This window comes from Nonomuraea sp. MG754425 (genome assembly GCF_021699195.1).
Taxonomy (GTDB): domain Bacteria; phylum Actinomycetota; class Actinomycetes; order Streptosporangiales; family Streptosporangiaceae; genus Nonomuraea.
On sequence record NZ_SSXE01000042.1, the window covers coordinates 19,741 to 41,668 of the forward strand.

Below are 21,928 nucleotides of genomic sequence, written 5' to 3' on the forward strand. Positions count from 1 at the left end.
ATCCCTCATTTCCCGGCAATCGAACTGGTTCACCCGGAGGAGCGGCCGACGCGCACCGCCCCGGACGGGCACAGGCGCTCCGCGCGCAGCGCCTTGTCCCACGCCTCCCCGGAGGGCGCCTCGGTCAGCACCACGACCAGGCCGTCCTCGTTCTGGTCGAAGATGCCGGGCGCGGTCAGCGCGCACACGCCCGCGCCGATGCACACCCGCTGGTCTCCCTCTACGCTGGTCGTGTCCGCAGCCATCTCCCCCACCTCCTCACCAGGTCACCGGCAGCGCGTCGATGCCCTGGATCGCGCCCGGCGGGCGCGGGTTCAGCTCCCCGGCCGGCACCGCCATCCGCAGGTTCGGGATCCGCTGCCACAACGCCGTCAACGCGATCTGCAACTCCAGCCGGGCGAGGTTCTGCCCGAGGCACTGGTGACGGCCGTAGCCGAAGGCGATGTGGCCGCCGGCGTCGCGGTTGGCGTCGAACGTGTCCGGGCTCTCGAAGATCTCCGCGTCCCGGTTGGCGAGCGAGCCCGGGATGAGCAGGCCCTCCCCCGCCTTGATCAGCACCCCGTCGATCTCGATGTCGTCCGTGGCGACGCGCAGGTTGGCGCTGTCGGCGATCGACTGGAAGCGCAGCAGCTCCTCGACGGCGGGCACGATCGCCTCGGGGTTCGCCCGGATCGCGGCGAGCTGGGCCGGGTTCTCCATCAGCGTCACCGCGCCCAGGGAGATCATCGCCGCGGTGGTCTCGTGCCCCGCGATGAGCAGCGACATGGCCGCCAGCGCGAGGTCGTCGTCGGAGATGCGGCCGCTGCCGGACAGCCGTCCGATCAGGCCGGCGCCGTCGGGCGTCTTCTTGAAGTCGGTGACGAGCTGCTCGAAGTAGGTCAGCAGCTCGCGGCCCGCCTGCCGGCCCTCCTCGGTGTCGAAGGTGCGCACGAGGCGGCGGATGGCGTCCTGGAAGAACTCGTGGTCCTCCCACGGCGCGCCGAGCAGACGGCAGATGACCCGGAAGGGCACCGGCAGGGCGAACTCCGTGAACAGGTCGGCGGGCGGGCCGTGGTCGAGGATCTTGTCCAGTTCCTCGTTCACGATGCGCTCGATGTCGGCCCGCCGCTCGCGCACCTTCTTCAGCGTGAAGTCCGGCAGGAACATCCGCCGCTGGATGTCGTGCTCGGGCGGGTCCATCCCGATCAGCGCCTGGCGCTTGCGCTCGGTCAGCAGCGCGACCTGCACCGAGATGACCGGGAAGCCGGGACGCCTGCGGTCGGAGGACAGCCTCGGGTCCTTCAGCAGCGTCCTGGCCACGTGGTAGCGGGTCACCAGCCAGGCCGTCTGCCCGGCGTGGGTCGTCACCCGGCTCAGCGGCGGGCCCTGCCGCAGCTCCTCATAGGCCGGGGGTGGGAGGTGAGGGCAGACGCGGGCCTGGGGGAAGGCGGGCGGTGCTGTGGTCATCGCTTCTCCTGCTCGTGTCCTGTGAGACCGGCCGGCGGGCGCATCAGTGTCCCCCGGCCACGTAGATCACCTGGCCGCTGACGTTCCCGTTGGCCTCCGAGCTCAGGAACAGCACGGTGTTGGCGACGTCCGCGGGGGTCGAGACCTTGCCGACGGGGCGGTCCTGGTTCAGCAGCCGCTTGATCTGCACGTCGTCGAGCCCGGCGAACCTCGCCTGCTTCTCCTCCGGGAAGCGCCGCAGGAAGCCCCTGCTCACCGTGGCGCCGGGGGCCACCACGTTGACGAGGACGCCGTCGGGGGCCAGTTCGGTGGCCAGCGTGCGGCCGAGGCCGTGCAGCGCCATCTTGCTCGACACGAACGCCTCGTCGCCGGTGGCCCCGCGGGTGACGATGTTCGCCGAGATGAGGATGATGCGGCCCCACTGCTGGCTGCGCATCGCGGGCAGGGCGGCCTGCACGGTGTGGAAGGTGCCCTCGACGTCCGCCCGCAGCAGCGGCTGCCACTCCTCGGCGGAGATGTCCTCGAAGGGCACGGGGGTGGTGCGGGTGCCGTCCTGCGCGGAGGCGCTGAGCACGAGGACGTCGAGCCGTCCCCACTCCTCCAGCACGGCGCCCACGGCCGATCGGATGGCCGCCGGGTCCGCGAGGTCGTACTTGACGACCAGCGCCTGCCCGCCCCGCTCGCCGATGACGCGCGCCAGTTCCTCGGCACGTCCGGCGTTGTTGCGGAAGGTCACCGCGACGCGGGCGCCTTCGGCGGCGAACGCCTCGGCCATGGCGGCCCCGATCGATCCGCTGCCTCCTGTGACCAGTACGACCTTGCCGGCGAGTCCGAGTTCCATGGTGGCTCCCTTCGATGTACAGCGTTGCGGTCCTGCGTCGACATCGGCTCGAATCCGACTGAAGCCGGCAGGGCGGGCGAGACGGGCACAGACGGGCACGGCCTCAGAAGCGGGTGCCGGCCGTCGCGCTCTGCACCACCGCGATCTGGTTGCCGGCGGTGTCGTAGGCGGTGCCGGTGCCCGAGGCCGTCCAGGCGGTCGAGGACGTGAACGAGCCCTTCTGCTGCACCCGCACCTCCCCGATCCAGGTCTCGTCGTCGGTGTACATGTAGTGGCGGAAGCTGAACTCGAAACCGCTGGAGGTGATCCGCCACGAGCCGAGGTCGAGGTTGCCCGCGCCGGTCGTCGTCCCGAAGAAGATGCCGTCCGCGGCGAAGGCGAACAGGCCGGCCTCCGGCTCGCGGCCGGGGGCCTCGAAGGTCACCTTCACCGCCCAGGTGCCGAGCAGCGGGATGAGCTTCTTCTCCGTGCTGGTGTCGGCGCTTGCGGCCGTGGCCCCGCCCAGCAGGCCGAGACCCATCAGCGGCGCGAGGGTCCCGCCCCGGCTGAGCAGGCTGCGGCGGTTCAGGTCCGTTCTCATCTGGACTCCTTCCGAGCTTTCGCGGTCCTCCTTTATCCGGTGGTCTGCTCGAGCGGCGGTCCAACCTGGATCGGCCGTTGCCTGCTCGGTCTTCGAGGCGGACCTGTGAGCCTGAGCGTGCAGGCGTATCTCCGCCTCACAGATAGGGACCCACAGAAGGGACGGCCTTGACATGAAGCTCGGTGTCAACCTCTCCTACCTTGACGCGGTGCAGGTCTCACAGGAGGCCGAACGGCTCGGCTTCGACCTCGCGGTGGTGCCGGAGGGCTTCCGCGCGGACGGCGCGACCGTCCTCGGCGCCGTGGCCGCCGCCACCACCCGGATCGGCCTGGCCTCCGGCGTCTTCCAGTTGCCCGGCCGCACGCCGGCGATGACCGCCCTGACCGCCTCCACGCTCGACACCCTGTCCGGCGGCCGGTTCCGGCTCGGGCTCGGGGTGTCGAACCCGGACATCTCGGAGGGCTGGCACGGCGTCCCGTTCCGGCGTCCGCTCGCCCGGACCAGAGAGTACGTGGACATCGTGCGCCGCACGCTGGCCCGCGAGCCGGTCACCCACCAGGGCGAGCACTTCCGGCTGCCGCCCGAGGGGTGCACGGCCTCGCCGCTGCGCCTGTTCAGCGAGCCCGTGGCCGAGCGCCTCCCGATCTACCTGGCGGCCGTCGCGCCCGGCGGGCTGGAGTTGGCGGGCGAGATCGCCGACGGCTGGCTGGGCGCGTTCTCCCCGCCGGACGAGCTGCCGAAGACCATGGAGTCGCTGCGGGCCGGCCGGTTGCGCGCCGGGCTGCCGCTGTCCGGGTTCGAGGTGCTGTGCGGGATCCCCATGGCGCTGGGCTCCGACGTCGAGGCCGCCGCCGCGCCGATCAGGGGGTACCTGTCACACTTCCTCGGCATGGGCAACCGCGGGCGCAACATCTACGTCTCGCTGTTCGAGCGGCTGGGCTACGGCCCGGAGACCGGCGTGATCCACGAGCGGATGGCCGCGGGCGACCCGCACGGCGCGGCGGCCGCGGTGCCGGCCGGGCTGGTGGACCGCATCTCGCTGCTCGGCGACCAGGACCGGGTCGCCGCCCGGATGCGGGCGTACGCGGAGCAGGGCGTCAGCACCCTGGTGATCTCCCCGTTCGGCGGCACCACCGACGAGCGCATCCAGATCCTCCGGGTGGCCGCCGCGGCGCTCGGCCGAGCCGGCCTCGCGGCCTGAGCGCCGTGGACACCGTCACACGAGCGGGGTGGGGGGCGAGGCTGCGCGGCCTGCGCGGCAACCCCTGGGCGGTCATGACGACCACCTGCCTCGGGTACTTCATCACGATCCTCAACTCCACGTCGGTCAGCATCGCCGTCCCCGAGATCCAGACCGGTCTCGGGGCGAACCTCGGCCAGGTGCTGTGGGTCGTCGGCGGTTACACGCTGGCGCTCGCGGTGCTGACCGTCACCGCGGGCCGGCTCGGCGACGTGGCCGGCCCGCGCACCGTCTTCCTGGCGGGCATGGTGGTGTTCTCCATCGCCTCGGCGCTGTGCGGGTTCGCCGAGACGCCGTGGCAGCTCATCGCCTTCCGGCTGCTCCAGGGCGTCGGCGCGGCGCTGATCATCCCGCAGACGCTCACGATGATGACGATCGTCTTCCCGAAGGAGCGGCGGGGGGTGGCCAGCGCGGTGTGGGGCGTGACCGCCGGGCTGGCCGGCGTCGCGGGCCCGACGCTCGGCGGCCTCCTGGTCTCCACGGCCGGCTGGCGCTCGATCTTCGCCGTGAACCTGCCGATCGGCGTGCTGATCATCGTCCTGACCCTGCTGGTGGTGCCCGGCGGGCACGTCCGGCGGGCGCGGCGGCTGGACGTCCTGGGCGCGGCGCTGGCCGGGGCCGCGCTCGGCGCGATCACGTTCGGCCTGCTGGAGGGCCGGCACTACGGCTGGGGCGAGGTCACGCCGTTCCTGACCGTGCCGATGATCATCGGGGCGGGGTTCGTGCTCCTGGCCGTGTTCGCCGCGCACCAGCACCGGACGAGCGAGCCGCTGGTGCCGACCAGGTTGTTCGCCGACCGGACGTTCACGCTGATGACCGTCTCCATGGCGGCCGTGTCGATGTGCGTGATCACGCTCTCCCTGACGATGACGCTGTACCTGCAGTCGGTGCTCGGCATGTCGGCCGCGCAGGCCGGGCTCACGCTGGCCCCGTGGGCGCTGGGCATGACGTTCGGTTTCCCGATCACCGGGCGGCTGATCGACCGGTTCGGCGGCGAGCGGGTGCTGCTCGGCGGGCTGACGGTCTACGCCGCCGCGCTCGTCGCCGTCGCCCTGCTCAGCCGGCCGGACGTGAACGGGCACCTGCTCATGCTGCCGCTGGCGGTGGCCGGGCTGTCGCAGTCGGCGGCCTTCGGCCCGATCACCTCGCTGGCGATGCGGGACGTCAGCACCGACCTGGCGGGGGCGGCCTCCGGGGTCTTCAACACGATCCGCCAGACCGGCACGCTGGTCGGCATCTCCGTGCTGGGCGCGGTGCTCCAGGCCCGGCTCGACACCGGCATCGGGGCGGCGGCGCGCACGGTCGCGGGCGGGCTGCCGGAGAACTATCGCGGCCCGTTCACCGAGGCGGTGGCCGGGGCGAGCGCGCGCGGCGACGGGGCGGCCATCGCCGTGCCGCCCGGGACGCCGGCCGAGACGGCGGAGCGGATGCGGACGCTCGCCGAGGCCGCGTACGGGTCCGCGTTCGGCTCCGCGGTCACGTTCACACTGCTGCTGTGCGCCGCGAGCGTGGTGCTCGCGGCGCTCGGCAGCTACCTGAACGGGCGGACGCGCAGGGTCAGCCCGGAACCCGCGCCACGGCCAGATGCAAGTCGGTCCCCGTCGGCGTGATCCCGTCGAACTTCAGGCCGGAGCGCTCGAACAGGTCGGCGTAGTCCTGCTCGGTGCGCTCCTTGCCGCCCATGACCAGCAGCATGTGCAGATCCATCGACGGCACGAACTTGCTCTGCGGCGGGTCCTGGAGCAGCGGGTCGGCGATGATGATGCGCGCGCCCGGCCGCGCGGAGGCGGCCACGTTGCGCAGGATCCGCTCGGCGTCGTCGTCCTCGTACATGTGCAGGGTCAGCTTGAAGACGTACAGGTCGGCGGCGAAGGGCACCTCGTTGAAGTAGTCGCCGGTGACGAAGGCGCAGCGGTCGCCCACCGGGCCGGACAGCAGTTCGTCGTCCACGACGGCCAGGGTGGCCTCCGTGTCGAACCAGACGCCCGACAGGTGCGGGCCCTGCTCGAGGATCGCCCGCAGCAGCGTCCCCTCGCCGCCGCCCATGTCGGCGACCGTGCGGGCGTCCTCCAGGGGCAGCGCCTGCACGAGCTTGGGGTTCATGGCGTCCGACCACGAGGTCATCCCGCGGAACATCCTGGCCTGCGCCTCGGGATGCTCCTTCAGGTAGCCGAAGAAGTCGGTGCCGAAGTTGTCGGGGAACAGGGTCTTGCCGGCGCGTACGGCGTCGGCCAGCTTGGACCAGATCACCCACCCCCAGTCGGCCGGGGTGAGCAGGGTGTGGATCAGGCCGCCAGGCGCGTCCGAGCGCATGGTGCGGGACATGTCCGAATGCCGGTAGGAGTCCGGGGTCACCTGCTCGAAGATGTCGTACGCGACGAGCGCGCGCATCAGGCGGGCCAGCGTCTTCGGCTCGGCCCCGACCTGCTTGGCGATCTCGGCCACGGGCGTGGGCTCCTCGCCGACCGCGTCGGCCAGGCCCAGCTCGGCCGCCGCCCGCACGATGGCGGCGTCGTGCACCGAGTTGGACAGGCGACGCACCCTGGCCGCGGGAGACGGTTCCATATTGCTGCTCATTTCCGCTTCCTCTCACCACCCGGTGTGGATCTGCCGCCTCATGCTGTGCTCGCGCGCTCGAACACCGAGCGAAACCCGCACGAGAGTCAAGCGGCGCTTGCGGACGCCTTGAGCCGCGCGGCCCATCGTCATCCGTGACGACAGTCCAGTTCGCGTCCGTGACGACCGTCCCGATCGTCGGTGCGTGACGGCGATCCGGGCTCGTCGCGCCTGACGACATCTCGGAGAGCAGGAGAGCACCGATGACGCTGAACTTCCCGTTCGACTGGCCCCCCGGAATACAGCAGCCGGAGGAGCTCGCCAAACTCCGGGAGGAGCCGGTGGTGCGGGCGGTCATGCCGAGCGGCGACCCGGTCTGGCTGGTGACGCGCTACGCGGACGTCCGGGCGGTGCTGTCGGACCGGCGGCTGAGCCGCAACCGGGAGCGCCCGGGTGCGCCGCGCATGACGGCGGCGCCGCGGACCAAGATGTTCCAGAACCCGAAGATCGACCGAGACCCGCCCGAGCACACCCGCATGCGGCGGCTGATGACCAAGGCGTTCACCCCCACCCGGATCGAGCGGCTGGGCCCGTACGTGGACGAGGTGGTCGCGGAGCTGCTGGACCGCTGGCGCAAGCCGCCGGTGGACCTGGTCACCGAGTTCGCCCTGCCGCTGACGTTGCGGGTCATCTGCAAGCTGCTGGACGTGCCGGTGGCCGACCAGGGGCGCTTCCGCAACGGGGTCGGCCAGGCGTGGGAGTACATCGGCGAGCTGATCGAGCTCAAGCGGGCCGACCCGGGCGACGACCTGATCAGCGAGCTGATCGGGGTGCACGACGACCAGGACGGGCGGCTGAGCACGCACGAGCTGCACGTGTGGTGCACGGTGCTGCTGATGGCCGGGCACGAGACGACCGCGGCGCAGATCGGCAGCGGCGCGGTGCTGCTCATGCAGCACCCCGACCAGCTCGCCCTGCTGCGCGCCGAGCCGGAGCGGATCCCCGACGCCGTCGAGGAGATGCTGCGCTGCCAGGTGGCCGGCCACTCGCTGTCGATGCTGCGCTACGTCACCGAGGACATCGACGTCGGCGGGGTCACCATCCCCGCCGGGTCCGGCGTGGTGCCGGTGCTGGAGTCGGCCAACTTCGACGAGTCGGTCTTCCCCGACCCGCTGCGGTTCGACATCACCAGGGACGCCAGGGACCAGATCGCCTTCAGCGCCGGCCCGCACTTCTGCCTGGGCGCGGCGCTGGCCAGGCTCGAACTGCGGATCGCGTTCGCGGCGCTGATCGAGCGCTTCCCCGGCCTGCGGCTCGCGGTCGATGTCACCGAGCTCAGGCACCACGACAACCCACTCGAACTCGGCTTCGTCGAGGTACCCGTCACCTGGTGACCAGTGGAGGAAAAATGCGAGACGGCTACTACCTTTCGAGCTACCTGACCATCCCGGGGCTGCACCGGCTGGCCATGGTGTCCTACCGGCACGACAACAACGTATCGCTGTGGCGCAAGGAGGGGCCGCAGGTCCAGCTCCTCGGCCACTGGGAGTTCGAGCGGATGACCGGGCTGAAGCACCACCGGACGCCGTTCCTGAGCATGGACGAGCTGCGCGGGTTCGTGAACGGCCTCATCGGCGCCTTCGGGGTGTCGCTCGACGACATGGAGGAGGTGTGGGGCACCCCCGGCCTGGCCACCACGAACGACTACCACTTCGTCGAGGAGTTCCCCGACCTGTCCTTCCACAGCATCGCCCACCTCTACAGCGCGATGCTGCTGGACAGCGAGGCGTTCTTTGACGGCGACATCCTGTCGCTGGCCGTGGACGGCGGCCCGGACCGCCTGCTCGACCAGCGCTACAAGCGCTACTGGTTCACCGGCGCGGTCAGCCGCCGCGGCGTCGTGGAGACCTTCCCCGTCGCCTCGCCCGGCCTGCTGTACAGCACCGCCAAGGACCGGTTCAAGATGCGTGAGGGCACGCTGATGGCGCTGGCGACGGCCACCACGGCCACCGGCCGGTGCGACCGCGAGAGCATCCTCGACAAGTTCGACTTCACCGGCCTGGCCGCGCTGGAGGGCGCGCCGCTGGCGTTCGAGAAGATCGCCGCCGAGGTGCGCGCGACGGCCGGCACCGACCCGGACTTCACCGAGGAGGAGAGCTTCGTCAGCGCCGTCATGAAGGAGATCCAGGCGATCTCCGTGATGGCCATGGAGCGCAACATCGAGACGGCGCTGGAGCGCTTCGACCTCGACCCGGCGCAGACGCACCTCGCGCTGGCCGGCGGCTACGCCCTGAACTGCCCGACCAACAGCCACCTCATGGAGAAGTACGGCTTCCGCGGCTTCCTCGCGCCTCCGTGCGTGGACGACGGCGGTCAGGCCGTCGGCATCGGCCTGGCCGCCTTCCACAAGAAGACCGGCGGCGAGCGGTTCACCTTCCACTTCCCCGGCGCCTACCTCGGGCGCGCGGACGACGACCTCGACGGCGCGCTGGCCGAGTTCGCCGACTACGTGGCCGACGTGTCCGACCTCGACCACGACGTCGCGGTGCGGGACATCCTCGCCGAGCCCATCGCCTGGTTCCACGGCCGCTCGGAGATCGGGCCGCGGGCGCTGGGCAACCGCAGCCTGATCGGCGACCCGACGTCACGGGCCGCCAAGGACGCGCTCAACGGGTTCAAGCTGCGCGAGTGGTGGCGGCCGGTCGCGCCGGTGGTGCTGGAGGACCAGCTCGCGGACTGGTTCGAGGACAGCAGGCCCTCGCCGTTCATGCTGGAGACGTTCACGATCCGCGAGGAGCGCCGCGCCCAGATCCAGGCGGTCGCGCACCTCGACTACTCCGCGCGGGTCCAGTCGCTGAACGCCGAGCAGAACCCGGCGCTGCACGCGCTGCTGTCGGCCTTCCACCGGCAGACCGGCGTGCCGATGCTCTGCAACACCTCGCTGAACGACAAGGGCGAGCCGATCATCGACACCATCCGCGAGACGATCAACTTCTGCCTGCGCAGGAGGATCAGCGTGGCCTACTTCAACGGCCGCCGGGTCGCCTTCCGCAACTTCGACGCCTACCCGGCGCAGGGGCCGTACCCGCGTACGCGGGAGCTGTTCACCGACATCTCGCAGAGCCGGGCCCAGGCCGTGCACGCCGAGCTGAACCCGCACGGCCTGCCCGAGCTGTACCTGCACGTGCTCTTCCTCGACCTCGCGCTGAGCGGGAAGTACGACCTGCGCACGGAGGAGGGCGCGGCGGCGGCGTACGAGGCGGTGGACAGCCGGCTGCGGGCCGATCCCTCGCTGCGGCAGGCGGCCGAGCGCAGCATGCGGCGCGCCGAGCACCGCTTCACCACGTTCGGCCCGGACGCCCTGCTGAACCTGGAGCTGGGGGCCGTCCGCCAGATCACCGCACCGGAGTGATCCGGTGCCGATGATCCGGCGGGCCGGGCACGGCGCGCGCCACTGATCAGCCGCGCTGATCAGCAGGGCCGATCAGACGGGCCGATCAGACGCGCCGATCAGACGAGGGAGGGGCGCAGCTCGGCCAGCGCGCCGGCCACCTCGGCTGGCGTGGCCCGGCCGCGCATCTCCTCCCGCAGCTCACCGGCGGCCTTGCGGGGCTCGGGCTCGGCCAGCAGCCTGGCCACCTGGTCCCGCACGGCCTCCCCCGTCAGCTCGGCCAGGCTGAGCACCATCGCCGCGCCGCCGGCCGCGGCCCGGCCGGTGTGCCCGGCGTGGTCGGGCAACTGCGGCAGCAGCAGCATGGGCAGGCCGTGGGCGAGCGCGGTGAGGATGCCGCCCGCGCCGCCGTGCCCGATGAAGGCGTCGCAGTCGCGCAGCACGTCGCGCAGCGGGGTGTCGACCACGACGCTGACGTTGCCCGGCAGGTCGCCGGGGAGCGTGCGCGGCAGGTCGCAGGGCAGCGCCGCGTGGTCGCCGGGCCGGTCACGCCGCCCGGTGATCAGGTCCCGTTGCGCGGCGGAGACCGCCAGGACCACGTCCACGTCCGCGCCGGCGAGGGCGGCGGCGATCCGGTCGGCGACGAACCGCGACGGGTCCACCTTGGCGATGGTGTGGCCCCAGCTCACGCAGACGCGCGGACGCCGGCGCGGGGCGGGGGGCCGCCACGGCGTGTGCTCCGGGCCGTTGTAGGGCAGGTAGCGCATCGGCAGCACCCGGTGCCCGCCGGTGATCTGCACGCTGGCCGGCACGGGGTCCACACTCGCCGCGCCGTACGGGTCCACGCTCTCCGCGCCGAACCGCTCGGCCAGCGGCGCCATGGCGTCCGGCAGCACGCCGCGGGCACGTTGCAGCAGGTCGAAGCCGTAGAGCTGGCGCACGGCCGGGACGCCCGTCGCCGCGGCGGCCAGCGGGCCGGCCAGCGTCACCTGGTCGTAGACCACGAGGTCGGCCTGCCAGTCCCGGATCACGCCGATCAGGCCGGGTGTCATCGACTCGGCGTGCGCGAACAACATCCGCAGCACCCGGGGGCCCTTGCCGTCCCGCTGGGGCGCGGGCGCGCCGGGCACGGGGATCAGGTACTCCTGGACCATGCCGGCCGTGTCGACGTCCGTGCCCACCACCGCGGCCGGCAGGTCCGCCCGCAGGATGTCCCGGGTGAGGCCGGGCTCGCTGGCGAACAGCACCTCGTGCCCGGCGGCGCGGCAGGCCCGCGCCAGGGGGACCATGGAGTACAGATGTGAGGGCCAGGCCCAGGTCGTGAACAGCACACGCATGGGAGCGTCTCCTCCTCAGCTCGTCGGCACGCCCCCGTGACCCGTCGGGCGGGCTCACCGGGCGGCTCGCGGGGCCGCTCGCCTGCGTGCCTTCCTGGGCCGACGATGGCATCGCGTTCTGGAGGATCGCTGGAGCGCGACACCGTCTCCATCGCGCGTCGAGCGGGAGCGGCCATGGTGGCGGGGTGATCGAACCACGCACCGCCCTGATCACCGGGGCCAATCGAGGACTGGGGCACGCGACCGCCGCCGAGCTGCGCCGCAGGGGTCTGCGTGTCGTCGTGACCGCGCGCGACGGGGACGAGGCCGCCGACGCGGCGGCGCGGATCGGCCCGGACGTGCGCTCCCATCCGCTGGACACCACCGATCCCGGCAGCGTCGAACGGGCGGCGGCCCGGCTCGGGCCGGTGGACGTGCTCGTGTGCAACGCGGGTGTGCTGCTGGACGCCGGCGACGACCCGCTGTCGGTGCCGCTCGACCGGGTGGAGCAGACGCTGCGGGTCAACCTGCTCGGCGGGTGGCGGGTGGCGCAGGCGTTCGTCCCGGGGATGGTGTCGCGGGGGTGGGGCCGGGTGGTCTTCGTCTCCAGCGGAACCGGGTCGTTCAGCGTCGGGCTGTGGACCGGGGCGCCGGCGTACTCGGTGTCCAAGACCGCCGTCAACGGGCTGACCACCATGCTCGCCACCTGCACCAAGGGGAGCGGGGTCCTGGTCAACGCGGTCAACCCCGGCCAGACCAGGACCAGGATGATGCCCCACGCCAGCCGGGCGCCGGAGGAGGCCGCCGCCGACATCGCCGACGCCGCCACGCTGCCCGACGACGGGCCGTCGGGGGTGTTCCTGCGCGGCGACCGGCAGGTGGGCTGGTAGTGGCGCTGGAGCTGACTTCGAGCAGCCTTCCACTGCCCGCGGCAACCATCGGAAAGAGCCTTTCGACCCGTTCATAGGAGGCCAGAACGTGCACCGGACTCTGATCGTCGCCAAGCTGAGGAGCGCCGACAACACCGTGCCGATCGCCGACACGTTCGGCGAGTCCGACGCGACCGACCTGCCCCACATGGTGGGGGTGAGCCGGCGGACCCTGTTCCACTTCCACGACCTCTACTTCCACCTTGTCGAGGCGGACCAGGACATCTCGCCCAACCTGTACAAGGCGCGCAGCCACCCGCTGTACGAGGACATCAACGAGCGGCTGGCCAAGCTCGTCGCGCCGTACGACCCGAACTGGAAAGAGCCGAAGGACGCCATGGCCACGCCGTTCTACGTGTGGACCTCTGAGGAGGGAAGGGTTCAGTGACCGCGGAGACGACCGGCGCGAAGGCGCCCGCTGACAAGACCGTGAAGCCCGCCGTGGTCAAGGCCGCGGAGGTGGCGCCCAACCGCCGCCGCGGCGGTGACATCCGGGTCACGCTCAGCCCGAAGACGGCCGCCTGCACCTCGGGGTTCGGCGGCGTGCTGTACCTCAAGGCCGGCGAGCACGTCGCCGAGCACTACCACCCGTACTCCGAGGAGTTCCTGCACGTGGTCGTCGGCGAGCTGGAGATGGCTCTGGACGGCGAGAAGGTGCGGATCGGCCCCGGCGACTCGCTGCTGGTGCCGATCGGCGTGCGCCACCGCCTGGTGAACGTCGGGGACGTCGAGGCGCACATCGTCTTCCATCTCTCGCCGCTGGCTCCCCGCCCGGACCTCGGGCACGTGGACACCGAGCAGTTGCCGGCGCCGCACGAGCCCGGCCCGCAGGTCGGGGGACCGCGTTGAGCCGTGAGGCGGTGATCACCGGTATCGGCGTGGTCGCGCCCGGCGGCATCGGGCGCGAGGCGTTCTGGCAGTTGCTCACCGACGGGCGCACCGCCACCCGGCGGATCACGCTGTTCGATCCGACGGGGTTCCGCTCCCAGATCGCGGCCGAGGTGGACTTCGACCCGAAGGCGGCGGGGCTGTCGGCGCAGCAGATCCGGCGGATGGACCGGGCGGCGCAGTTCGCCGCGGTCTGCACGCGGGAGGCGATCTCCGACAGCGGCGTCGATCTGTCGGGCGTCGAGCCCGACCGGGTCGGCGTCGCGCTCGGCAGCGCCGTCGGCTGCACGATGGGCCTGGAGGAGGAGTACACCGTCCTGGCCGACGAGGGCCGCCGCTGGCTGGTGGACCACACCTACGGTGTGCCGCACCTGTACGGCTACATGGTGCCGAGCACGCTGGCCGTCGAAGTGGCCTGGGAGGCGGGCGCCGAGGGCCCGGCGGCGCTGATCTCGACGGGCTGCACGTCGGGGCTCGACGCGGTCGGCCACGGCGCGGTGCTCATCGAGGAGAACGCGGCCGACGTGGTGATCGCGGGGGCGACGGACGCGCCCCTGTCCCCCATCACCTCGGCGTGCTTCGACGCGATCCGGGCGACCTCGCCGAACAACGACGACCCCGGGCACGCCTCGCGGCCGTTCGACGCCAGGCGGGACGGTTTCGTGCTGGGCGAGGGCTCGGCCGTGATGGTGCTGGAGGAGGCGGAGGCCGCGCGGCGGCGCGGGGCGCGCATCTACGCCCGTGTCGCCGGTTTCGCCAGCCGCAGCAACGCCTTCCACATGACCGGCCTCAAGCCCGACGGGCGCGAGATGGCGGAGGCCATCAGGGTGGCGATGGACCAGGCGCGGCTCGACCCCGCCGACATCGACTACATCAACGCGCACGGCTCGGGCACCCGGCAGAACGACCGGCACGAGACGGCGGCGTTCAAGCGCAGTCTCGGTCAGCGCGCCTACGAGATCCCGGCCAGCTCGATCAAGTCGATGGTCGGCCACTCGCTCGGCGCGATCGGCTCGCTGGAGGTCGCGGCGTGCGCTCTGGCGCTGGAGCGGCAGGTCGTCCCGCCGACGGCGAATCTGCATCATCGCGACCCGGAATGCGACCTCGACTATGTGCCGCTCACGGCCCGGGATCACGCGATGGACGCGGTGCTGAGCGTCGGCAGCGGTTTCGGCGGGTTCCAGAGCGCGATGGTACTCGCCCGCCCTTCCTAGTGGAATATAGAATCCTGATTCACCACTCAGGATTTTGCGACGCTAAATATTCCACTTTCCGGATCCTGTCAAGATCACCAAGGGGAAGAACTGTGAAACCAGGGAGACCCCGCCCCCGCCCCGAGCCTCCCCGGCCCGGACGGGTGCGGGGTCTCCGCAGGTCATGGCGGCCCCGATGGGAATCGGTCACCACCTCGTCAAATATTTGACGACCAGCCACGCCAAAGTGTTTAGGGGAATGATTCAGGGTTATCCCGGAGGATCTTTGCGCATTGTGAAGTAGCATTGTCAGTCAAGACCCTGTCATAGCATCGTAGCTCAGCGATCTTCGAGTGATTTTCAAGATCACATTACATGCGTCTGCTAAGTTCTTTAAGAGAAGAGATCGTCCATTGTGGCCGCAGGCGACGCCGGGGTGACATCTCGTCGCCGCACATGGCCAAAAATCGCGGGCAAGCGGACGCATGGCGTGACCACGCCATGGTCAACGTGGACGAACGTGAGCTATGGACAGGGGACGGTGCGTGTGGTGGAAATCAACCTGCTCGGTCCGATGGAAGTGCTCAAGCATGGCGTCATACTGACGCCATCGGCCCCCAAACTGCGCACCGTGCTCAGTTTACTGGCGGTCCAGGCGAGCATTGTCGTTCGCACCGACAAGATCATCGAGGAGCTCTGGGAGGACAACCCGCCGGCGAGCGTCACCACCACGCTGCAGACCTACATCTACCAGTTACGCAAGCTGTTGCGTCTCGGCACGCCGCCGCACATGGGGACCGCCGGTGACACACCCGCCGACGCCTCCCTGCGAACCTCCCCCTACGGTTACGCGCTGCTCCTCGACACGGACATGCTCGACACCATGCGCTTCGAGCGGCTGTCCGACCAGGGCAGGCGGGAGCTGGAGGCGGGCGACATCAACGCCGCCGCCGAGACCCTCTCCCACGCCCTGCGGCTCTGGCGCGGACCGGCGCTGGTCGACGTGGGCCACGGGCCCGTGCTGCGCGCGGAGAGCCTGCGGCTGGAAGAGATGTACAAGAACGCCCTGGAGCGACGAATAGAGGCCGATCTGCATCTGGGCCGACATCATGAGCTGCTTGGCGAGCTCACCCGACTGGCCGCCGAGCAGCCCACTCACGAAGGTTTCCAGGCCAAGCTCATGCTGGCGCTGCACCGCGCCGGCCGCCGCTCAGAGGCGCTCAAGATCTACCAGCGCACCCGCAGCGCCCTGGCCACCGAGCTCGGCCTCGACCCGTCCAACGATCTGGAACAACTGCACCGCGCCGTGCTGGCCGCCGACGAGAGCCTCACGCTGCCGCGGCCCAGGACCCCGATGCGGCTCAGCCTCAGCCGCCCGCCGCGCCAGCTCCCTCCCGAGGGCACCGCGCTCGTGGGCCGGCAGCCGCAGGTCGGCACCCTGCTCGCGGCCCTGTCGGCGCGGCATCACCACGCGCCGCCGGTCGTCATCATCACCGGCCCGCCCGGCTCCGGGAAGTCGGCCCTGTGCGCGCAGGTCGGGCACCGGTCCAACGGCCCCTTTCCCGACGGGCAGCTCTACGCGCGCCTGATGGACACCCACGGCTGCCCGGCCGATCCGCGCGACGTCCTGGCCGAGTTCCTGCGCGCGCTCGACGTGCCTGAGGACCGCATCCCCGCCACGCTGAGCGAGCGTTCCCGGCTCTTCCGCACCTGGACGGCCGACCGGCACGTGCTGGTGACGCTCGACGACGTGGTCCACACCGACCAGTTGCTCCCCCTCGTGCCCGCCAGCCCCGACTGCGGCGTCCTGGTGACCGCCCGCAGGCAGCTCTCGGCGCCCGAGGTGACGGCGATCGTCGAGGTGGGCCCGCTCAGCGCCGAGGAGGGGCTGCGCCTGCTGACCAACGTGCTCGGCAAGGCCCGCATCGCCCAGGACGAGGCCGCCGCCCGCGAGCTCGTCCGGCTGTGCGACGGGCTGCCCGCGGCGCTCCAGGCGGCGGCGGCGCGGTTGCAACTGCGCCCGCACTGGCCGCTCAGCAAGCTGGTCAGGGGCATCAGCGGGGAGAGCGCCGCGCCGGGCACGCCCGGCCACCACGAGCTCACCCTGTACTCCAGCGTGGAGTTGAGCTACCGGCTCTGCTCGCCGGCCGTCCAGTCCGCCTTCCGCGTGCTCACCCGGCTCGACGCCGCGACGTTCACGCCGCGCCTGGCCGCGCGCCTGCTACGGCTGCCGGAACCCCAGGCCGAGGCGATGCTGGACGAGCTCGTCGAGCTCCAGCTCATGACGGCCGAGCCGGGCAGGGAGCCGGATCTGCTGCAGTACCGCTTCCTGCCCAGCGTGCGGACCGCCGGCCGCCGGTTGCCCCCCGATGAGGGGGACGCCCTGCTGAACTCGGTCTACCAGGCCGTTCCCGCGCCGTGCGGCGCCATGGACGACGACCCCCTCAGCGAGCTGGGGGCCGGACGGGCACCGGTGTCCTACTGAGAGAGCCGCCGGCTCTCTCCGGTCGATCGCGGCAGTCGGGGTGCCGCCGGCAGCGTGGCGCGGCCGCGCGGCACCCCGTTCAGCGAGAGATACCGGTGGAAAGCAGGGACGTGGTGTGCGTGCCCTCGCGGAAGACCGGATCGGCCAGCACGTCCCTGAGCAGTTCCTTGGTCGTGCGGATGCCGCGGCCCTCGATGCGGAACTCGGCCAGCGCCCGCTCCATCCTGGCGATCGCCTGCTCGCGGTCCGGCCCCCAGGCGATCACCTTGGCCAGCAGCGAGTCGTAGTCCGGCGGCACCCGGTAGCCCGTGTAGGCGTGGGTGTCCACCCGCAGGAACGGGCCACCGGGCGGCGTGAACTCCGTCAGCTCCCCCGCGCAGGGCGCGAAGTCGCGGCTGGGGTCCTCGGCGTTGATCCGGCACTCCACCGCCACGCCGCGCGGGCTCACGTCCTCCTGGCCGAAGGACAGCGGCCAGCCCGCGGCGACGCAGAGCTGCTCGCGTACGAGGTCGATCCCGGTCACCGCCTCGGTCACCGGATGCTCCACCTGGATGCGCGAGTTCACCTCGATGAAGGCGAACTCCTCGCCGCTGACCAGGAACTCGAACGTCCCCGCGCCGGTGAAGCCGGCCGCCTTCGCCCCGGCGACCGCCGCCTCGGCGAGCCGGTCGGCCAGCGCCGCCGACACGCCGGGTGCGGGGGTCTCCTCGATCAGCTTCTGGTGGCGCCGCTGCACCGAACAGTCACGGTTGCCCAGGGCCACGACCCTGCCGTGCTCGTCGGCGAGCACCTGGACCTCGACGTGCTTGGCCCGCTCCCAGTACCGCTCCAGGTAGACCCGGCCGTCGCCGAACACCGCGCGCGCGGCCAGGCTGGTCGAGCGGAAGGTGGCGGCCAGGTCCTCCATGCGGCGCACCACGGACATGCCGCGCCCGCCGCCGCCGGCCGAAGCCTTGATGATCAGCGGGAAGCCGATCCGCTCGCCGGCCGCGAGCACGTCGGCCGCGTTGCTCACCGGCTCGGGCGTGCCCGGCAGCACCGGCAGGCCGGCGTCCGCCATCATGCTCCTGGCCAGCGCCTTGTCGCCCAGGCTGGCCATGACCTCGGGCCGGGCGCCGACGAAGACGAGGCCGTTGGACGCGCAGATCTCCGCGAAGTCGGGGTCCTCGGACAGGAACCCGTACCCCGGGTGCACCGCCTGCGCGCCGGTGCGCAGGGCGGCCTCGATGATCGCCGGTGGGTAGAGGTAGCTGCGTTTGGCCGGGCCGGGGCCGATCTGCGTCGCGACGTCCGCGGCCCGTACGGCGGCCGAGTCGCCGTCCACCGAAGAGTGGACGACGACTGTCCTGATCCCCATCTCCCGGCAGGTGCGCACGATCCGCAGCGCGATCTCGCCGCGGTTGGCGACCAGCACGGTGTCGAACGGCCGGGACGGCCGGGGCGTTTTCCTGGTCATTCGTCCGCTCTCGGGTCGATGACGATCAGCGGCTGGTCGTACTCGACGCCCTCCGCGTCACTGACGAGGATCTTCTCCACCCGGCCGCCGACGTCGGCGACGACCGGGTTCATGAGCTTCATCGCCTCGACGATGGCGACCTGCTGGTTCGCCTCGACGAAGTCGCCGACCTCCACGAACGGCTTGGCGCCCGGCTCGGCCTGCCGGTAGAACGTGCCCACCAGCTCGGCCCGCACCAGGTGACCCACCTCCTCGGGGGCCGGCTCCTCGGCGATGAGCACCTGCACCGTCTCGCCCGCCACCGGCGGCGGCGGCCATTCGACCTCGATGCTCGCACTGCCCAGCCGCACGCAGGCCCGGCTCGGCGGCCTCGGCGAGGCGTGGACGGCGTCGGCCAGGCCCCGGCACAGGATCGCCACCGCGTCCCGCACGCCGAGTTCGGCCAGCGCTCCGTCCCACGCGCTCGACTGCTGCGCGTCCGTCATATCGCGACCTCTTCCCTGTAGGTGCCGAACCAGCGCAGCCGCCGGCGGCGGGCCTCACGCAGCGCGGCGCCGTCCTGCTCGCGCAGTTCGCGCAGCGCGCTCACCACGGCGTCGCGCACCAGTTCGCTGGCCACGGCCGGGTCCCGGTGGGCGCCGCCCGCCGGCTCCGGCACCACCCCGTCCACGATGCCGTTCGACAGCAGCGTGCCCGCGTCCACTCCCAGCGCGGCGGCCGCCGCGGGAGCGGCCTCCCCGGTGCGCCACAGGATCGCCGCGCAGCCCTCGGGGCTGATCACGGAGAAGATGGCGTTCTCGCACAACAGCAGGCGGTCGGCCACGGCCAGGGCCAGCGCCCCGCCGCTGCCGCCCTCGCCGGTGATCACGCTGACCACGGGGACGTCGAGGGAGCCCATCACGCGCAGGCACTCGGCGATCGCGTGCGACTGGCCGCGCTGCTCGGCCTCCAGGCCGGGGTGGGCGCCCGGAGTGTCGATGAGCGTGACCACCGGCACCCGCAGCTTCGCGGCCAGCCGCATCAGCCGCACCGCCTTGCGGTAACCGGCGGGCGACGGCATGCCGAAGTCGCGCCGTACCAGCTCGGAGGTGGTGTGGCCCTTCTGGTGGCCGATCAGCATGACCGGCAGCCCCTCCAGGTCCGCCAGCCCGCCGACGACGGCCGGGCAGTCGGCGCCGGCCCGGTCGCCGCGCAGCTCGACGAAGTCCGAGCCCCAGGCGGCGACGTGGTCCAGCGCGGTCGGCCGGCCCAGGTCGCGGGCGAGGCCGACCACCTGCTCGGCCGGCCGCTCGGGCAGCAGCTCCGGGAAGCGGATCACCGGGTCCGTCACGGCCGGGTTCCAGTCCGGCTCCGGCGGCGAGCCCAGCGCGAGCAGCGACTCCAGCACCTGCGACAGCTCCCCGCGCGGCACGACCCCGTCGAGCAGGCCGTGGTCGAGCAGGAACTCCGAGGTCTGGAAACCCTCCGGCAACTGCTGCCGGATGGTCTGCTGGATGACCCGCGGCCCCGCGAAGCCCATCCGGGCGCCGGGCTCGGCGAGGATCACGTCGGAGAGCGTCGAGAAGGACGCGGCCACCCCGCCGTAGGTGGGGTCGGTCACCAGCGTGATGGTCAGCAGGCCCGCCTCGTCGAGGGCCGCCATCGCGTTGCTCGTCCTGGCCATCTGCAGCAGGGAGAAGGCGCCCTCCTGCATGCGGGCCCCGCCCGACGCGGTGACGACCAGCAGCGGCAGCCGGTGCTTGAGCGCCTCCTCGGCCGCGGTCACGATCGCCTCGCCCTCGGCGGCGCCCATGCTGCCGCCGAGGAAGCGGAAGTCCATGGCCGCCACCACCACGCCACGGCCCCTGATGGTGCCGCGCGCCACGCGGACCGCGCAGTCCATGCCGGTCCGCGAGCGCGCCGTGTCCAGCCGGCCCGCGTACGGGATGAGGTCCTCGAACTGGAGCGGGTCGTGCACCGACGCCGCGGGCTCGACCGTCACGCCGGAACTCGCGTCGAGCAGCCGCTCCAGCCGCTGCTCGGCGGTGAGCTGCGCGTGCCGGCCGCAGTCGGGGCACACCATCGACAGGCGATCGAACCGCTTGCGGTAGATCAGCATCCCGCAACCCGAGCAGGACAGCCAATCTGTCAGATCCATCGTGCTCTTCATGGTTCCCTTCGGAACGGATATCACGGCCGATCTCCCGGCTAGTAGGACGCTGTTACCTGGTAGACGGCGAACGGCCGGCCCCTGCTGCCGTCACGGAACGGGCGCAGGGGCTCCGTCTGCCACTTGTGCTCGGTCCCCTGCTCCCATTTCTGGAAGTCGTCCATGCTGCGCCACACGCTCACCACCACGAAGTCGTCGTGGTCGGTGACCGATCGCAGGAGCTCGTTGGCCAGCAGGCCGGGCACGCCGGCCAGCCGGTTGCTCGCCTCGTGGTAGGCCGCCTCGATGGCGGCGGCGTCGGGCGTGGCGTGGTAAAGCAGGACCCGCACGCCGGCGTCCGTCATCGTGCGGCCTCCCACGCCTGGTGGGTGACGGTCTCGGCGGACGCGAGACCGGCCCCTTCCAGGTGGGCGACGATGTGCATCGTGCTCATGGTGCCGCCGGAGCGGTAGGGGTGGAGCTTCTGCCGGTGCTCCAGGTGCCGGTCGCTGGTCTCGAACTCGCGGAAGCGGGGCTCGTCCACCCAGTCGCTCATGATGAAGTAGATCCCCTCCTCCTCGCCGTCGCGGGCCAGCCACTGGCCGAGGTTGGCGGGGTGGGTGGTGACGGAGTCGCCGACCTCCAGCCACACCCGCTCGAACTCGCGCTCCATGCCCGGCTTGATCTGCATGCGGAGCATGACGCGGAACACGGTGGTCGCGCTCATGAGATCCCCCCGTCCACCCCGATGACGGAGCCGGTCACGTACCGCGACAGGTCGGAGGCCAGCCACATCACGGCGCCGGCGACCTCCTCGGGGGTGCCCAGGCGGCCCAGGCAGGTCTTGCCGGAGTAGCGCTCGATCATCAGCGCGCGCTGCTCCTCGGGCATGGCGTCCAGCGCCTCGGTGCTGATCACGCCGAGGGACAGCACGTTGAACCGGATGCCCTTGGAGCCGAACTCCCTGGCCAGGGTGCGCAGCAGGCCGTGCAGCGCGGCCTTGGTGGCGGTGTAGTGCGCGCGCGTCGGGATGCCGACCTCGATCGACTTCGAGCTGACGCCGATGACCGACGAGCCCTCGCCGAGCAGCGGCAGCGCGTTCTGGATGACCAGGTGCACGGCGGTGAGGTTGGTGTCGATGATGCGCTGCCACTCGGCCAGCTCGAGCTTCGGGTACGGCACGTGGCTGATCGCGGCGGCGTTGTTGACCACCAGGTCCAGCCGGCCGTCGAACCGGTCGCCGCACTGTTCGAGCAGGCCGGAGATCTGCTGCGGGTCGGTCAGGTCGGCGCGCAGCACCGCGTGCCGGCCGCCGATCTGCTTCAGCTCGTGCTCCAGGGAGACGACGTTCTCGCCCTCCTGCCGGTAGTTGGTGATCACGTCCACGCCCGCCTTCGCGAGTTCGAGGACGATGCCGCGGCCCACGCCGCGGGTGCCGCCGGTGACGAGCGCCCGCTTGCCTGTCAAGCCGAGATCCAT

21 protein-coding genes are annotated in these 21,928 nt (G+C 71.8%); 9 read left to right on the forward strand and 12 right to left on the reverse strand.

From position 1 onward, the window contains the following. Positions 1-29: 29 nt before the first annotated feature. From FAF44_RS16925 to FAF44_RS16940, 4 genes are all read right to left on the reverse strand, one after another. Entirely contained in the window at positions 30-245 is a 216-nt protein-coding gene (locus tag FAF44_RS16925; RefSeq protein WP_237104128.1) for a ferredoxin, read from the reverse strand. 13 nt (positions 246-258) lie between these two features. Further along, positions 259-1,446, reverse strand: a complete 1,188-nt coding sequence (locus tag FAF44_RS16930; protein ID WP_237104129.1) for a cytochrome P450 — start codon at positions 1,444-1,446, stop codon at positions 259-261. 43 nt (positions 1,447-1,489) lie between these two features. After that, on the reverse strand, positions 1,490-2,287 hold the full coding sequence (locus FAF44_RS16935; protein ID WP_237104130.1) for an SDR family NAD(P)-dependent oxidoreductase: 798 nt from the start codon (positions 2,285-2,287) through the stop codon (positions 1,490-1,492). Positions 2,288-2,390: 103 nt separating this feature from the next. Continuing rightward, positions 2,391-2,867 (reverse strand): hypothetical protein, encoded by a 477-nt coding sequence (locus tag FAF44_RS16940; RefSeq protein ID WP_237104131.1) that lies wholly within the window; start codon positions 2,865-2,867, stop codon positions 2,391-2,393. Between the two features lie 172 nt (positions 2,868-3,039). On the opposite strand from FAF44_RS16940, the gene FAF44_RS16945 reads away from it, so the two are divergent. Both FAF44_RS16945 and FAF44_RS16950 read left to right on the forward strand, forming a co-directional pair. Further along, positions 3,040-4,068 carry an LLM class flavin-dependent oxidoreductase gene (locus FAF44_RS16945; protein WP_237104132.1) on the forward strand — a complete coding sequence of 343 codons (1,029 nt, stop codon included), beginning with the start codon at positions 3,040-3,042 and terminating at the stop codon, positions 4,066-4,068. A 5-nt stretch (positions 4,069-4,073) separates the two neighbouring features. Then, on the forward strand, positions 4,074-5,717 hold the full coding sequence (locus tag FAF44_RS16950; protein WP_237104133.1) for a DHA2 family efflux MFS transporter permease subunit: 1,644 nt from the start codon (positions 4,074-4,076) through the stop codon (positions 5,715-5,717). Here the strand turns inward: FAF44_RS16950 and FAF44_RS16955 are convergent. Beyond that, positions 5,665-6,672 carry an acetylserotonin O-methyltransferase gene (locus tag FAF44_RS16955; RefSeq protein ID WP_237104134.1) on the reverse strand — a complete coding sequence of 336 codons (1,008 nt, stop codon included), beginning with the start codon at positions 6,670-6,672 and terminating at the stop codon, positions 5,665-5,667. The two genes, FAF44_RS16950 and FAF44_RS16955, sit on opposite strands and share 53 nt — an antisense overlap. 254 nt (positions 6,673-6,926) lie before the next feature. Between FAF44_RS16955 and FAF44_RS16960 the strand changes: the two genes are divergently transcribed. Both FAF44_RS16960 and FAF44_RS16965 read left to right on the forward strand, forming a co-directional pair. Then, positions 6,927-8,057: a cytochrome P450 gene (locus FAF44_RS16960; protein WP_237104135.1), complete on the forward strand. Its 1,131-nt coding sequence runs from the start codon at positions 6,927-6,929 to the stop codon at positions 8,055-8,057. 14 nt (positions 8,058-8,071) lie between these two features. Beyond that, on the forward strand, positions 8,072-10,075 hold the full coding sequence (locus tag FAF44_RS16965; protein WP_237104136.1) for a carbamoyltransferase C-terminal domain-containing protein: 2,004 nt from the start codon (positions 8,072-8,074) through the stop codon (positions 10,073-10,075). A gap of 98 nt (positions 10,076-10,173) precedes the next feature. On the opposite strand, the gene FAF44_RS16970 is transcribed toward FAF44_RS16965, so the two are convergent. Continuing rightward, positions 10,174-11,391: a nucleotide disphospho-sugar-binding domain-containing protein gene (locus FAF44_RS16970; protein ID WP_237104137.1), complete on the reverse strand. Its 1,218-nt coding sequence runs from the start codon at positions 11,389-11,391 to the stop codon at positions 10,174-10,176. A gap of 185 nt (positions 11,392-11,576) precedes the next feature. On the opposite strand from FAF44_RS16970, the gene FAF44_RS16975 reads away from it, so the two are divergent. The 5 genes from FAF44_RS16975 to FAF44_RS16995 all read left to right on the forward strand — a co-directional run bounded on the left by FAF44_RS16975 (position 11,577) and on the right by FAF44_RS16995 (position 16,865). Then, positions 11,577-12,260: an SDR family NAD(P)-dependent oxidoreductase gene (locus tag FAF44_RS16975; protein ID WP_237104138.1), complete on the forward strand. Its 684-nt coding sequence runs from the start codon at positions 11,577-11,579 to the stop codon at positions 12,258-12,260. Between the two features lie 88 nt (positions 12,261-12,348). After that, on the forward strand, positions 12,349-12,687 hold the full coding sequence (locus FAF44_RS16980; protein ID WP_237104139.1) for a TcmI family type II polyketide cyclase: 339 nt from the start codon (positions 12,349-12,351) through the stop codon (positions 12,685-12,687). Beyond that, positions 12,684-13,148: a cupin domain-containing protein gene (locus FAF44_RS16985; protein ID WP_237104140.1), complete on the forward strand. Its 465-nt coding sequence runs from the start codon at positions 12,684-12,686 to the stop codon at positions 13,146-13,148. The genes FAF44_RS16980 and FAF44_RS16985 overlap by 4 nt, the downstream gene beginning before the upstream one ends. After that, positions 13,145-14,401 (forward strand): beta-ketoacyl synthase, encoded by a 1,257-nt coding sequence (locus tag FAF44_RS16990; RefSeq protein ID WP_237104141.1) that lies wholly within the window; start codon positions 13,145-13,147, stop codon positions 14,399-14,401. The genes FAF44_RS16985 and FAF44_RS16990 overlap by 4 nt, the downstream gene beginning before the upstream one ends. Positions 14,402-14,954: 553 nt before the next feature. After that, entirely contained in the window at positions 14,955-16,865 is a 1,911-nt protein-coding gene (locus FAF44_RS16995; RefSeq protein ID WP_272894633.1) for an AfsR/SARP family transcriptional regulator, read from the forward strand. Between the two features lie 79 nt (positions 16,866-16,944). On the opposite strand, the gene FAF44_RS17000 is transcribed toward FAF44_RS16995, so the two are convergent. Genes FAF44_RS17000 through FAF44_RS17025 form a run of 6 tightly spaced genes read right to left on the reverse strand, consistent with a single transcriptional unit; the run spans position 16,945 to position 21,928 of the window. Beyond that, entirely contained in the window at positions 16,945-18,321 is a 1,377-nt protein-coding gene (locus tag FAF44_RS17000) for an acetyl/propionyl/methylcrotonyl-CoA carboxylase subunit alpha (protein ID WP_237104143.1), read from the reverse strand. After that, positions 18,318-18,806: a biotin/lipoyl-containing protein gene (locus FAF44_RS17005; protein WP_237104144.1), complete on the reverse strand. Its 489-nt coding sequence runs from the start codon at positions 18,804-18,806 to the stop codon at positions 18,318-18,320. The genes FAF44_RS17000 and FAF44_RS17005 overlap by 4 nt, the downstream gene beginning before the upstream one ends. After that, a complete protein-coding gene (gene accA / locus FAF44_RS17010; protein ID WP_237104145.1) occupies positions 18,803-20,458 on the reverse strand; it encodes an acetyl-CoA carboxylase carboxyltransferase subunit alpha/beta in 1,656 nt (551 codons plus the stop codon). Before accA ends, FAF44_RS17005 begins: the two co-directional genes overlap by 4 nt. A gap of 50 nt (positions 20,459-20,508) precedes the next feature. Further along, entirely contained in the window at positions 20,509-20,814 is a 306-nt protein-coding gene (locus FAF44_RS17015; RefSeq protein ID WP_237104146.1) for an antibiotic biosynthesis monooxygenase, read from the reverse strand. After that, positions 20,811-21,176, reverse strand: a complete 366-nt coding sequence (locus tag FAF44_RS17020) for an antibiotic biosynthesis monooxygenase (protein WP_237104147.1) — start codon at positions 21,174-21,176, stop codon at positions 20,811-20,813. Before FAF44_RS17020 ends, FAF44_RS17015 begins: the two co-directional genes overlap by 4 nt. Then, positions 21,173-21,928: an SDR family NAD(P)-dependent oxidoreductase gene (locus FAF44_RS17025; RefSeq protein ID WP_237104148.1), complete on the reverse strand. Its 756-nt coding sequence runs from the start codon at positions 21,926-21,928 to the stop codon at positions 21,173-21,175. Before FAF44_RS17025 ends, FAF44_RS17020 begins: the two co-directional genes overlap by 4 nt.